A 13,230-nucleotide genomic window follows, 5' to 3' on the forward strand; every position below is an offset into this window, starting at 1 on the left:
CAAGGACACCCTCGCCCGGGCTCACCTGTCGTGCACCACACACCATCCGATACAGCCGTCCCCGATTCCGATCCAGCCCCCACTCCCCGCCAAGGAGCACCACCTGATGACCACCCCGCACGGCACGCCGCACCCCGCAGCCTCCACCCCGTTCTGGACACCCGACCCGGCCTCGGCGGCCGACAGCCGCATCGCCCACTTCGCCCGCCACCACGGCCACGACCCGCTCGACTACGCGGCCCTGCACACCTGGTCCGTCACCGACCTCGAAGGATTCTGGGCGGCTGTCTGGGACTACTTCGGCATCGAGGCGGACACCCCGTACGAGAAGGTGCTCGGGGAGGAGCGGATGCCAGGCGCCCGCTGGTTCACCGGCGCCACTCTCAACTACACCCACCACGCGCTGCGCCGGCTGCGTCCCGACGCGGCGGCGATCGTCGCTCTCGACGAGAAGGGCGCGAGCTACGAGGTGACGGGCGACGAGCTGCGCGCCCAGGTCGCCTCGGTCGCCGGCACGCTGCGCGACCTCGGTGTGCGTCAGGGTGACCGTGTCGTCGGCTATCTCCCCAATACCCCGCACGCCGTCGTCGCCTTCCTGGCCACCGCGAGTCTGGGCGCCATCTGGTCCGTCTGTGGCCAGGACTACGCTCCCCAGGCCGCCGCCGACCGCTTCGCCCAGCTCGAACCCACCGTCCTGATCGCTGCCGACGGCTACCTCTTCAACGGCGCCACGTACGACCGCCGCGAGGCCACCCACGAACTGGCCCACGCCCTTCCCACTCTCAAAGCCACCCTCCTGGTGGACCGCATGGGCCTGTCCTGGACCGCGTCCGCGTTCCCGGCGGCCACCGTCACCTGGCAGGAGGCGACCGCGCGCACCGAGCAACTGCACTGCGCCGCCGTACCGTTCGACCACCCCTTGTGGGTCGTCTTCTCCTCCGGTACCACCGGACTGCCCAAGGGCATCGTCCACGGCCACGGCGGCGTCCTGCTCGAGCACCTCAAGACCCTCGGTCTGCACTCCGACCTAGGCCTCGGCGACCGCCTGCTGTGGTACACCACCACCCACTGGATGATGTGGAACCTGGTCGTCTCCGCCCTCCTGACCGGTGCCACCACCTGCACGTACGACGGCAGTCCCGCCCCGCACGCCCGCCCCGACGTGCTGTGGGAGCTGGCGGCCCGCCACCGCGTCACGGTCTTCGGCACCAGCCCCCAATACCTGCTCGGCATGGCCAAGTTCGGCATCACGCCCTCCGTGCACGACCTCTCGTCGATCCGTGCCATCGGCTGCACCGGCTCCGCGCTGCCCGCGTCCGCGTACCCATGGGTGCGTGAACACGTGGGTGATCAAGTGCAGTTGGCGTCCTCCAGCGGAGGTACGGATGTCGTGTCCGGCTTCGCGGGCAGCGCGCCGTCCACTCCGGTATGGGCAGGCGAGCTGTCCGTGCCGAACCTGGGCGTGGCGCTCGCCGCGTACGACCCGGAGGGCAATCCGGTCGTCGACGAGGTCGGCGAGCTGGTCGTCACCCGCCCCATGCCGTCCATGCCGCTGCGCTTCTGGAACGACCCGGACGGCGCCCGCTACCGCGACGCCTACTTCACCACCTACCCCGACGTCTGGCGCCACGGCGACTGGATCACGATCACCTCCCACGGCTCGGTGATCGTGCACGGCCGCTCCGACTCCACCCTCAACCGCAACGGCGTACGCCTGGGCAGCGCCGACATCCACGACGTCGTCGAGCGTCTCCCGCAGGTCACCGAAGCGCTGGTCATCGGCGCCGAGGAACCCGAAGGCGGATACTGGATGCCCCTGTTCGTCGTCCTTGCCGAGGGGGCCACCCTGGACGACACCCTGCGCGAGACGATCCGCCAGGCCATACGCACCGGGGCCTCACCCCGCCACATCCCCGACGAGATCCACCAGGTGCCCGGCATCCCGCACACCCGCACCGGCAAGAAGCTCGAAGTCCCCGTCAAGCGACTGCTCCAAGGAGACCCGGCCGCACAGGTCATCAACCCCGGAGCCGTCGACAACCCTGAACTCATCGCGTTCTACGCCGGGTTGGGCGCCGACCGTCAGCGGCAGCGTGCCATTCGGGCGGCAACCGCATAAGGACGGCAGGGCGTCGCGGGGACTGCGGAAGGCCCGCCTCCTTCGACGTGATCTCCGTGCTCTCCGCGACAGTGGCCGGGACTTCTTCGCTCCGCGTGTGCCGTCCCGGCGACCGCGGCCCCGCCCCGTGCCCGCGACGGCCCACCGCGATCCGCGGTGGGCCTGCCGCGTCCGGGCGGTGGAACGGGTGACCGTCAGGAGACGGTGAAAGGACGTGAGACACCGGTGAACGGGGTGATCACTCCCGTGACGCCGTCCTTCGCGTCGCCGTGGTGGTCGATCCGGTACGTGCCCGGCGGGGTGCCGGGCGGGATGTCCCAGGTGATGGTCGCGGTGGACTCTCCGGTCAGGGCGTTGGTGCGCTGCCAGCGGTACTTCGTCTGCCAGTCGCTGTCGTCGAGGTGCCGCGTCCAGACACCGTCCTTGAGCCGCTGGACCTCCAGGAACGTGCCGCGCCGGCGCAGATTGTTCTTGGGGTGTCCGGTGACGAAGACCACGGTCACCGCCTGGCCCGCCCGGTAGCCGGCCGCCGCGTCGGTGAGCACCTGGCCGTAGGACCGCAGCAGGCCGGGGCTGTCCATGATGACGCCGGGCTGGATGTTCAGCGTGCCGATGGCGGGGTCGGGCGGCAGCTCGCCGAGCGGGAGGGTGACGCCGTTGCGCAGCGCGGAAGCCAGCTTGGCGAACTCCTGCTGATAGGCGGGCGTGGTGTACTTGCCGAACAGTGTGGAGGCGCCCTCGTAATGCTGGCCCTCGTACTCCTCGGGTGTGGTGACGTACTGGCTGTAGCCATTGGTGTAGCCCTGCATCAGTACGTTCTCCAGGGGAACACCGAGTTCCTCGGCCACGGTCCGGCGGATGCGGAGTCCGGCGACGATGGTGTACTCGGCGGGGCCGCCGATCAGGTAGAGCTGGCCGATCTTGAGCAGCTGCAGGGGCAGGACGTCGGGTGTCGCCTGGAGCAGTCCGCTGGGGACGACCGAGGTCTTGGGGGCCTGCTCGTCGGCGAGCCACTGCGGGACCGCGGAGTCGATCTGCTCGATCAGCGGCGCGAGCGGAGACGGTGTGCCTTCGAACAGTCCGGGGATGCCCGGCCCGTCCTCGATACTGCCGGCCAGAGTGGACAGACCGATGACGCCCGAACTGGTGTGATGGGTCTGGCCGTCGGGGGTATAGCGGCCGTCGACCTGGATCTGGGACATGTCGACGTAGCGGAGCCGGGAATCGATGCCGCCGCTGATCGGGGTGGCGGCATGGGCGTGGATCTGCTGCGCGGTGACGCACTGGCGCAGACCGATGATCCGGGTGTTCTCGAACTCGTCCTCGGTGGGGCCGGACCCGGGCCTGAGATTGAGGTTGGGCGACATGTCGCCGGCGTTGGTCTGCGGAAAGGCGGCCACGAAGCCGGGCGTGTCGTCGAGGTAGCGCACCCCGGCTGTGCCGTGCTCCCACGTATAGGAGGCGTAGCCCTTGTTGTCGCCGCTGATCAGCGTGTTGGTGTTGGTCATGGAGGTGCCGTGGGTGGAGAACCAGCTGATCGCGCCGACGTCGGTGTGGCCCTGGCGGAAGCGCAGCACGGTCATCGCGGGGTCGATCCCGAGAGGATAGACGTCCTTGTCCGCCTGGGGGTTGAGCTCGAAGGCGGGACGGGAGCGATTGACGCTCGCATCGGTGAGCTCACCGCGGCCGAGGGTGATGGTGCCGGGTTTGAGATCGTCGTGGGCAGCGCTGATCGCCTCGACGATGCCGGAGACCACGGCGTCGAAGTTCTGCTGCTGGAAGCCGCCGATCGACAGGTTGTAGGCGAGGTCGTGGGCACACCCGCCCGGCCCCGAGTGGGTGTGGGTGGCGCTGAGGGAGACGTTCTGCTCGGTGTAGGTGGTGTCGTGCGTGGCGGCCAGGCGGGCCAGTACTTCATGGAAGACGGCGAACGGCAGAAGGCCTTGGTCGGTGTTGCACCAGGCGATGCGGTTGCCGCTTGCGGGGTCGACGATGACGAACGCCCGTGCCCGCAGCCGCTGGTGGATGCCGCTGGTCTGCTGACCGATCGCGGAGTAGCCCATCATGCCGCTCTCGGCCGCGGCCCCGGTGATGTCGGAGATCCCGCGGCCGACCAGGTACGGGGCGGGTTTGTCAGCAGCAGCCTGGCCGGTGCCGAGCGCGAGGCCGCCGGCGACCGCGGCCATCAGCTGAAGTCCTTGTCTGCGTGTGAACGCTGGCGTTTCCACGTTTCCTGCCTTCGCGTCGATGGGGCTCGGGACATGACTTGGACGACCGCAGGTTCACGATCGATGAAGCGTGACTTTCAGAAGGCGCCGCTCTCCTCGCGGAACGGGACACATGTGACGGGCCCCGCTCCGCGATCGTCACCAGCCCCGCATGCCGTCGACCGGATGGAGGGTGTCGTGGAGCGCCACGGCTGTATCGACACGGGCGGGGCGCACCCGGACGAGGTCGTCGACGGCCGGTGGGTGTCGAGCACCTCGCCGGCCGGCAGGAGGTCCTCGCCGAGGCCGCCATGGTCTCCGCCTCGCGGATCGTCGTGCACGGGAAGCCTCGGTGCCCGATGGCGTACTGGAGCCGCGCAAGGCTCGTGCACGTGTCTGCCGTGACGTCAGGTCCGAGGACTCGGCGCAGGCGAGCGGTGGTGAAGATTCCCTGCGGGGCGAGCCGCGACCGGACCGCCGCGGCCGCACTGCTCGTGGCATCGGCGAGTTCGTCGGCCGGCCGCGGCCGCAGGGCCGGGCCTGGAGGTCTCGTCGCCGGCCCCGTTGGTCCGAGTACCGCTGCGGCTCATGTTCCGGCTCACCCTTCCCCTGCCCGGGCCGAGAGGTCCTTGGGGTTCGGCTGCCGCTGCTCCAGGGTCGGCGCTCCGGCCTCGCCTCTGGCGAACCGTGGCCGCAGTCCGGCGAGCCACCACACCGCGGCGAGCGCCAGCCCACCGAGCACGTAGTAGTTCGCTCTGCGGAACTCGTCCGGCAGCGTCAGCGTCAGGACCACGGCGACGAGATAGACGAGGGCGGCGGCGAACACCACACCGGCGAAGCGGCCCAGGTCGAAAGCCCCCTCGACGGTTTCCAGCCGCCGCCGCTTGTAGCCGTAGGCGAGTACGACCAGCAGGTAGACGAGATACGGCAACACCGCCGTGGCGCCGACGAGCGTGCCGAAGGCGTTCGAGCTGTTGTAGCCGAAGACCACGACAGCGACGTTGAGCGCGTACGCCACAAGGAGCGCGGGGACCGGGGTCTTCGTCGTGGGATTGACCCGCCTCAGCAGCGCCGAGCCAGGCAGCATGTTGTCGCGGGCCATCGCGAAAAGCAGGCGTGCGACGACCGCGGCGGAGACCACCATCAACGCGAACATCGCGAACACGACCACACCGACGAACGCCCGCGCGAAGCCCTCACCGAGCCAGTACTGGAACACAGCGGGCAGACCTCCCGCGGCGAGCACCTCGTCGCTGGGGATGGCGACGGTGAAACCGATCAGCACCAGCATGCCCAGGACCACCGAGACCACGACACTGCCGAGGATCGCGCGGGGCAAGGAGCGCTTGGCGTCGACGGCCTCCTCGGCGACATCGGCGGCCGCCTCGAACCCCGCCAGAGTGTAGACACCCACGAGCGACGCCAGCGCGATCGCGTACCCGTACGAGTGGTCGGGCAGGTGATGATGCTCGGTGAGGTAGCCGATGCCGTGGTCCGAGTCCTTGGTTCCCGCGACCCAGAGGAAGAACAGCAGCAGAGCGAGCACGACCGTGCCGATGATCTCCGCCAGCACGGCGATGTTGTTGATCCGGGCGGCCAGCTGCACGCTGATGACGTTGACGAGGTACGCCGCCGTGAGCACCAGCAGCGCGATGAAGAGCGTCAGGCGCGGCGAGGCGCCGTCGATCCCCAGGACGTACTCGGTGAGCGGTGCGACCGCGAGATAGACGATGCCGGGCACGCCCACGGCGGCGTACAGGATGCCCAGGGCGCCGATGAACCAGCCGTAGCCCGGCCCGACAAGCCGTGCGCCCCACTGGTAGCCGGCGCCTGCCAGCGGAATCCGCGTGCCCAGTTCGGAGATCACCAGGGCGACCAGCAGCTGCCCGGCACCCACCGCCGGCCAGATCCAGATGCTGACAGGACCCAGGTGGGTGATCCCGAAGGTGAAGTTGAGGAAGACGCCGGTGGCGATCGACATGATGGAGAAGGAGACGGAGAACAACGAGAACCAGCTCAGTGAGCGGTGCAGTTCCTGCCGGTACCCGAACTCGCTGACCGTCCGCTCGTCTTCCGTGGGCAGCTCCTGAGGCCCGGACCCGCTCATCGGGCGCCCTCCGCCTCTGCGGCACCGAGCGCGGAGGAGACGACCCCGTCGAGCGCGGCCCCGTAGGGCGGGAACATCACCTCGATCAGGTCGTCCCGGCCACGCCTGACGACGCCCCGCGGGTTCGAGAACTCCCGGAACCCGTCCACACCGTGGTGGCGGCCGTGCCCGCTGTGCCCGATCCCGCCGAACCCGAGGGCCGGCACGGCCCCCTGCACCGCGCAGGTGTTGACGCACGCCCCTCCGGAGACGGTCGTGGCCAGGATCCGTTCCGCAACGTCACCGTTCTGCGCGAAGACGTACAGCCCTAGGGGCCGCTCACCGTGGTTGACGTAGGAGACGGCGTCCTCGATCCCGTCGTAGGACTTGATCGGCAGGATCGGGCCGAAGATCTCCTCGCGCATCAGAGCCAGATCGGCGGGCGGGTCGACCACCAGCGTCAGCGGCATCCGGCGGGTGGCCATGTCAGGACCGGAACCGTCGACCTGCACCACCTCCACGCCCCGCGCCTTCGCCTCCTCGACCAGACCGATGAGCCGCTTCAGGTGGCGTTCGGTGATGATGCCCGTACAGTCCGGCGAGGAGGCGAACCCCGGCACCCGCTCCCGCATGTGCGCCTTCACCAGCTCGACGAACCGGGCCATGTCCCTGCTGGGCACCAGGCAGTAGTCCACCGTGATGCACATCTGCCCACTCTTGACCAATTTCGTCCCGACGATCTGCGCGACGGTGTCTGCGGTGACGCTGTCCGTGTGCACGATCGCGGGACACTTGCCGCCGAGCTCGAGGGTCGTCGGCACCAGGTTCTCGGCAGCCGCACGGGCGACCAGGCGCCCGACCTCGGGGTTTCCCGTGTACAGCAGGTGGTCCCAGGGCAGGGTCGGGAACTCCCGGGCCAGCTCCAGGCCGCCGGTGACGACAGCGACCTGCTCCGGGTCGAAGACCTCGGCCACCATCTCGCGCAGCAGGGCCGAGCACGCGGGGGTGTACTCCGACGGCTTGATGACCACCCGGTTTCCCGCGGCGAGCATGTCGGTGAGGGGGCCGAGCGAGAGATCGAACGGGAAGTTCCAGGGCGAGATCAGGCCGATGACGCCTTTGGGCTGGTACACCATGTCGGCCTGAGCGGTTCCCAGGAGCCCGGGGCCGACGGGGCGGGGCTCCGGTGCCATCCACTCCTCAAGGTGCTCGGCGGCGAAGACGGCCCGCCCCGCCACGCCCAGGACTTCGACGAGATCGGCGAACCCCTCGGGGTGCACGGCGAAGTCCGCCGACAGAGCCTCCCGGATCTGCTGCCGGTGCCCGGTGATCACATCGGCCAGTGCCATCAGGCTCCGGCGCCGCTGGTCGGCCTCCGGCGCGGAACCCCGTCGCACGGCAGCCCGCTGTGCGGCGAACACGGCGTGCAGCTCGGCGATGGCCGCGGTGTCCTTCGGGCTGCGGCCCGTGCCGTCACCAGGGCCGGCGGTTGTGGTGTAGGTCATCACTCTCCCCATGGCGCTCATCGCGGATGGCCCATGGTGGCGGCGAGCTGGGTGTGAGGTGAAACACTATTCTCGGCAGGATCTACAATCCCGGGGTTGTGGATATGAACCTGCGTCGACTGCGGTCCTTCGTCGTGTTGGCCGAGGAACTACATTTCACCCGCGCGGCGGCGAAGCTCTTCGTCGCCCAGCAGTCGCTGAGCAAGCAGATCTCCCAGTTGGAAGCCGAACTCGGGACGCCCTTGCTGCACCGCACCTCCCGCAGGGTGGAACTCACCCCCGCCGGGAAGGTGTTCCTGGCCGCTGCCGAGGAGGTGCTGGCCCGCTTCGACCGGGGCGTGGCCGAAGCGCGGAAGGTCGGACAAGGGGAGCAGGCCACTGTGCGGGTGGGCTTCATCGTCGGCGCCGCACTTGAGCTGACCACGCACATCCTGGCCGAATTCACCGGACGCCATCCCGGCGTGCGGGTCGAGCTCCACGAGTTCGGCTTCGACGACCCCTCAGCGGGCCTGGCCGGCGGGCACACCGACGTTGCGTTCATCCGGCTTCCCAGCTCCACCTACGGCCTTGTGGCCACTCCTTTGTTCACCGAGCCCTGCGTCGTCGGGGTGAGCGCGGCACACCCCATGAGCTGTCGTGACAGCGTCCGCGTGTCGGAGCTTCTCGATGAACCGCTTGCCATCGGCCGCACGGACGACAGCGTCTGGCGCGACTTCTGGACTCTGGCCGGCTACCGCGGCGGCAGACGTGCGAGGAACCTCGTGGAGACCCACTCCCAGAGCGAGGAAGTGGAAGTCGTCGCCGCCGGGATGGCCTGCAGCATCACCCCGGCGGCGGCACGCCGCTACTCGCCCCACCCGGGAGTCCGGTTCATCACGATCGGCGATCACCCCGGAACGATCGTCGCCGTGGCGCTTCGCTCCAGCCGGAGGAATCCGCTTGCCGCCTCGTTCGTGGACGCCGCGGTGACGGTCCGCGATCGCGAAACGCGGATCCTTCATACGATCCAGGCCGCTCCCGGAGCCGGCTGACCGTACCCGCCGGCGGGGGAGGACCGGGTGAACCCTTTCCCCGTGCCGGTTCCGCAGGGCGCCTGGTGGTGGGGGGAGGGGCCGAGAACCGCGGGTTCGGGATCAGCCGGGCCGCAGGGTGGCGGCCGCGGCGCGGATGAAGGCCATGGCGGTCTCCAGGTCTCCCGGATCGGACTGATGGTTCAGTTCGCTGATCACACTCGCCACCGTGGCCGCCAGGATGCGCGGAGCGAAGTCGTCGGGGCGCCACCCCTGTTCTTCGGCGAGAAGCCGTGCCCCGTCCTGGACGACATCGGTCAGCCGGCCTCGGCAAAGCCCCTTGAGCTGGGGGTTGGCCTGGAGCATCTGATCGTAGAGCTCATCGAACTTGTCCTGGGAATCAGCCTGTTCGCGCAGCCACTGTTCCACGGTGTCCAGGATGCCCTGGCCCGTGGGCCTGGCGTGCAGGGCCGAGGCGAGCTGCTCGACGAACGTGTTGAAGTGCTCCATCGCGAGCTCGAGCTTGGTCGGGAAGTACAGCGTCACCGTGCGCGGTGAGACCTCGGCCGCCTCGGCGATGTCCGCGATGCTCGTGGCGTCGAAGCCCTGCTTGGCGAACAGCTCGTAAGCGGCGGTGAGGATCGCTTCCCTGCGCCGCGCCTTGCTGCGTTCCCTGAGGGTGTCACCAGTCATGCCTGCAAGTTTACCACTGGTAGCGAATCTACAGTCGACTGCAAAAATGCGTTACTGTGTAATCCGTGGTGGAGGTGTACCGCTCTGTCCCTCCACCACGCTTCTGCCCCCTGACTTCCCCTTGATCAGGGCCTCGACCGGTTAGGAATGCTTCGATGGCCTCACGCCTGTACGCCTGGGCGCGCTGGATGGTTCGCCGCCGCCGCTGGGTGATCGCGACCTGGATACTCCTGCTTGCCGTCGTCGGCGGCCTGGGAGTGACCCTGAACGGAAAGACGTCCACGCAGTTCACCATCCCGGGCGTCGAAGCCCAGCAGGCCCAGGACCTCCTCAAGGAGAAGTTCCCCCCTGCCGCGGGCGGTGTCGTACGCATCGTGGTCGCTGCTCCCGAGGGGAAGACGATCACGGACCCGGCGCAGCAGAAGGCGCTCGACAGCGTCCTGCGCGAGGCGGCGACCGTGGAAGGCGTCATCGACGTCTCCCGGCCCACCGAGGTCGGCTCGGTATCGGCCGACCGGACCATCGCCTACTCCGACGTCCGGTTCAAGGACGAAGCCCCTGAGGTGACGGAGGAGGCCAAGGAGGAACTCGCCACCACGGTCGAGCCGCTCCGCGACGCGGGCATGCAGGTCGAGCTGGGCGGCTCCGCCATGCTCCCGCAGACCGAAGCGGGAGGGCCGGCCGAACTCGTCGGTGTCGTCATCGCCTTCGTCGTCCTCGCCGTCGCACTCGGCTCCGTCGTCGCGGCCGGACTGCCTCTGCTGACCGCCCTGATCGGCGTCGCTGTCGGCCTGCTGGGCACGATGTTCGTCTCCGGCTTCGTGGAGATGACGGGCACCGCGACCGTCCTGGCCCTGATGATCGGTCTCGCCGTCGGCATCGACTACGCGCTGTTCGTCATCTCCCGGCACCGCGAACAGCTCGCCGACCCCGACACCGACTGGGAGGAGTCGATCGCGCGCGCCACCGCCACAGCCGGCAGCGCCGTCGTCTTCGCCGGCGCAACGGTCGTCATCGCGCTCGCCGCCCTGGCCATCACCGGCATCCCGTTCCTCACCATCATGGGCCTCGCCGGCGCCGGAACGGTCCTGATCGCCGTCCTGGTCGCCATCAGCCTCCTGCCGGCCGTCCTCGGAGTCTTCGGCGAACGGATGCGCCCGCGCCGCCCCAAGAAGGCCAAGCGCAGCAACCGCGCCCCCGGCTCCTGGGGCCTGGCCTGGGCCCGCGGTGTCACCCGCACCCCCGCCGTCGTCCTGGTCGCCGGAATCCTGGGCCTGCTCTTCCTCGCCCTCCCCGCCCGGGACCTGCGCCTCGGCCTGCCCAGCTACGCAGCCCAGCCCGAAGCCAGCACCCAGCACAAGAGCTACGACCTGCTCAGCGAGGGCTTCGGACCCGGTTTCAACGCCACCCTCATCACCGTCGTCGACACCGAACACATCCCGCAGGACCAGCGGCAGAACGCCGTGACCCAGCTGCGCGGCACACTGGTCGCCGACAAGAACGTGGCCGCCGTCTCGCCGCCCGTGCCCAGCCGCTCCGGCGACGTCGTGGTCATGGCCGTGATGCCGAAGTCGAGCCCTGACGCGGAGGCCACCACGGACCTGGTCCACCGCATGCGGGACCAGGCGCCCAAGGTCACCGACGCGGGCGGAGCCCTCTACGTCACCGGTCAGACGGCCATGGCGATCGACGTCGCCGACAAGCTCGGAGAGGCCCTGCCCCTGTTCATCGGTGTCATCGTCCTTCTCGCTCTCGTCCTGCTGGCCATCGCCTTCCGGTCGATCCTGGTGCCCCTCAAGGCGGCACTCGGATTCCTGCTCTCGGTCGGCGCAAGCCTGGGCGCCTCGGTCTGGGTCTTCCAGCAGGGCCACCTGAACGGCCTGCTCGACGTGTCGGCCGTCGGACCGGTCACCAGCTTCCTGCCGATCCTGCTCACCGGCGTGCTCTTCGGGCTCGCCATGGACTACGAGGTCTTCCTCGTCAGCCGGATGCGCGAGCACTACGAGCACACCAAGGACGCGGCCGAGGCGATCGCCCAGGGCGTCTCCAGCAGCGCCAGGGTCGTCGTGGCCGCAGCGCTGATCATGGTCGCGGTCTTCGGAGGCTTCATCTTCAACGAGGACCCGATCGTCAAGGCCATCGGATTCTCACTCGCCTTCGGTGTCTTCATCGACGCCTTCGTCGTCCGCATGACGCTCGTGCCGGCCGCCATGGCCCTGCTCGGGCGGCGCGCGTGGAGCATGCCCCGCTGGCTCGACCGACTGCTCCCGGACGTCGACATCGAAGGCGCGCGCCTGCCCGCCGCGGCCCCGATGGACCAGCCCACGCATCTGCGGGCCGAGGAGAAGACCCCGCACCGGAAGGCGGCCACCCGGGGCTGAGAAGCCCACGCCGAACTCCGAAGCGGCCAGCGTTCGTGGGGGACGCCGACAGCTTCGGACCACACCCTGCACCTCCCCTGGGACAAGGAGGTGCAGGGTGTCTTTGCGCTCGGTCCGCCCTCCTCCATCCTGGACGTGACCACGACTCGCGGTGCGGCAGGGAACCGCCGCCACCCTCGGTCACACACTTCCGCCCCCTCCGCGGGACAGGGGGACCGCAGCGTTTTCGTCTCGACTCGGCCGAGCCCGGCAGACGCCCGCGGGCTCACCGCTGCGGACGCGAGAGGCGGTGGATCGCGACCTTTCCACACGGCGGAACCCGCTCTCCTCCGAACACCCCGCCGGCCACCTCATTGCCGAGCCGGGCAAACCCGCCCCGGAGACGAACCACTCCTCCAGAGTCCGCAGAAGACGAGACCGCTCCGCCGCCGGTAGGTCGAGCACCGGCCGGAGGGTCACCTTCACCAGCTGAGCCGCCTCCGCCGGCGCCGGAGCGACGACCATCGCCCGTGGATTGGCGTCGAACCGCACCACCCCCGGTCCGGTACCCGCCAGCCCGGACAAGGCCAGACGGGCGAAACGCAGAGCCTGCGGAGCGCCATCTTCTCGGCCGGCTCGGGGAGCTTCTCAAGCAGCGCCGCAGCCACCCCTGAAAGGTACATAGCCACAGCGCACCCTGGGTGTTTTGTTCCCAAGAGCAATCCATGACCGGCAGCGCTGTTCTCACGTCCATTGGGCGCGTCCGAATACAACGGCAAGATGTCTGCGATGTAAACATCTGGTGATTCCGTGTAACGGAGGCGGGTCATGGCCAATCTGGCAGGGTTCCTCGTGGAGACGGCTGCCCGGCAGCCCGAACGCCCCGCGCTGCGTCTGGGGGAGCGGGTGATCAGCTACGCGGAGCTGGACGAGCACAGTGCGCGTGCCGCCGCCCTGCTCCGGTCCGAGGGCGTCGAGCCGGGGGACCGGGTCGCCCTGATGCTGCCCAACGTCCCCGAGTTCGTCGTCCTGTACTACGGCATCCTCCGCGCCGGAGCGGTCGTCGTGCCGATGAACCCGCTCCTGAAGACCCGCGAGACGGAGTTCCATCTCGCCGACTCCGGCGCGGTACGGCTCTTCGAGTGGCACCAGGCACCGGGCGAGGGAGCCCAGGGTGCGGAGGCCGCGGGGGTGCGGCACACGGCCGTCGAGCCCGCGGCGTTCGCCGCCGCCCTGGCCGGGCACGAGCC

The 13,230-nt window shown here is 69.4% G+C and carries 9 protein-coding genes; 5 read left to right on the plus strand and 4 right to left on the minus strand.

Annotated features, from left to right (window positions below):
• Positions 1-106 precede the first annotated feature (106 nt).
• Complete coding sequence (locus tag AB0E83_RS28500) at positions 107-2,119, plus strand: acetoacetate--CoA ligase (protein WP_362117942.1); 2,013 nt, start codon at positions 107-109, stop codon at positions 2,117-2,119.
• 194 nt (positions 2,120-2,313) lie between these two features.
• Here the strand turns inward: AB0E83_RS28500 and AB0E83_RS28505 are convergent, their stop codons facing one another.
• Positions 2,314-4,305, minus strand: coding sequence for a neutral/alkaline ceramidase (locus AB0E83_RS28505; RefSeq protein ID WP_362117916.1), 1,992 nt, complete (start codon positions 4,303-4,305; stop codon positions 2,314-2,316).
• 619 nt (positions 4,306-4,924) lie between these two features.
• A complete protein-coding gene (locus tag AB0E83_RS28510; protein WP_362117919.1) occupies positions 4,925-6,307 on the minus strand; it encodes an amino acid permease in 1,383 nt (460 codons plus the stop codon).
• Between AB0E83_RS28510 and AB0E83_RS28515 the strand changes: the two genes are divergently transcribed.
• Positions 6,294-6,416 (plus strand): hypothetical protein, encoded by a 123-nt coding sequence (locus tag AB0E83_RS28515; protein ID WP_362117922.1) that lies wholly within the window; start codon positions 6,294-6,296, stop codon positions 6,414-6,416. The two genes, AB0E83_RS28510 and AB0E83_RS28515, sit on opposite strands and share 14 nt — an antisense overlap.
• Positions 6,417-6,429: 13 nt before the next feature.
• Here AB0E83_RS28515 and AB0E83_RS28520 read toward each other — a convergent pair whose 3' ends face one another.
• Complete coding sequence (locus tag AB0E83_RS28520; protein WP_362117925.1) at positions 6,430-7,917, minus strand: aldehyde dehydrogenase family protein; 1,488 nt, start codon at positions 7,915-7,917, stop codon at positions 6,430-6,432.
• 104 nt (positions 7,918-8,021) lie between these two features.
• Between AB0E83_RS28520 and AB0E83_RS28525 the strand changes: the two genes are divergently transcribed.
• Positions 8,022-8,948 carry a LysR family transcriptional regulator gene (locus AB0E83_RS28525; protein ID WP_362117945.1) on the plus strand — a complete coding sequence of 309 codons (927 nt, stop codon included), beginning with the start codon at positions 8,022-8,024 and terminating at the stop codon, positions 8,946-8,948.
• Positions 8,949-9,050: 102 nt separating this feature from the next.
• On the opposite strand, the gene AB0E83_RS28530 is transcribed toward AB0E83_RS28525, so the two are convergent.
• On the minus strand, positions 9,051-9,620 hold the full coding sequence (locus AB0E83_RS28530) for a helix-turn-helix domain-containing protein (protein ID WP_362117928.1): 570 nt from the start codon (positions 9,618-9,620) through the stop codon (positions 9,051-9,053).
• A gap of 155 nt (positions 9,621-9,775) precedes the next feature.
• Here AB0E83_RS28530 and AB0E83_RS28535 point away from each other — a divergent pair, with 155 nt between their 5' ends.
• The gene (locus AB0E83_RS28535) at positions 9,776-12,001 is read left to right on the plus strand and encodes an MMPL family transporter (protein ID WP_362117931.1); all 2,226 of its coding nucleotides are present in this window, start codon (positions 9,776-9,778) and stop codon (positions 11,999-12,001) included.
• Between the two features lie 807 nt (positions 12,002-12,808).
• The coding region (locus AB0E83_RS28540) for an AMP-binding protein (RefSeq protein ID WP_362117934.1) at positions 12,809-13,230 on the plus strand (422 nt) is incomplete at its 3' end.

It is taken from the genome of Streptomyces sp. NPDC035033, from assembly GCF_040636735.1.
Lineage (GTDB): Bacteria > Actinomycetota > Actinomycetes > Streptomycetales > Streptomycetaceae > Streptomyces.

Bases quoted from the DNA above. Each gene is read 5' to 3' on its own strand.
- AB0E83_RS28500 (WP_362117942.1), top strand. From the start codon at position 107: ATGACCACCCCGCACGGCACGCCGCACCCCGCAGCCTCCACCCCGTTC.
- AB0E83_RS28505 (WP_362117916.1), bottom strand. From the start codon at position 4,305: ATGGCCGCGGTCGCCGGCGGCCTCGCGCTCGGCACCGGCCAGGCTGCT.
- AB0E83_RS28510 (WP_362117919.1), bottom strand. From the start codon at position 6,307: ATGTCGATCGCCACCGGCGTCTTCCTCAACTTCACCTTCGGGATCACC.
- AB0E83_RS28520 (WP_362117925.1), bottom strand. From the start codon at position 7,917: ATGACCTACACCACAACCGCCGGCCCTGGTGACGGCACGGGCCGCAGC.
- AB0E83_RS28525 (WP_362117945.1), top strand. From the start codon at position 8,022: ATGAACCTGCGTCGACTGCGGTCCTTCGTCGTGTTGGCCGAGGAACTA.
- AB0E83_RS28530 (WP_362117928.1), bottom strand. From the start codon at position 9,620: ATGACTGGTGACACCCTCAGGGAACGCAGCAAGGCGCGGCGCAGGGAA.
- AB0E83_RS28535 (WP_362117931.1), top strand. From the start codon at position 9,776: ATGGCCTCACGCCTGTACGCCTGGGCGCGCTGGATGGTTCGCCGCCGC.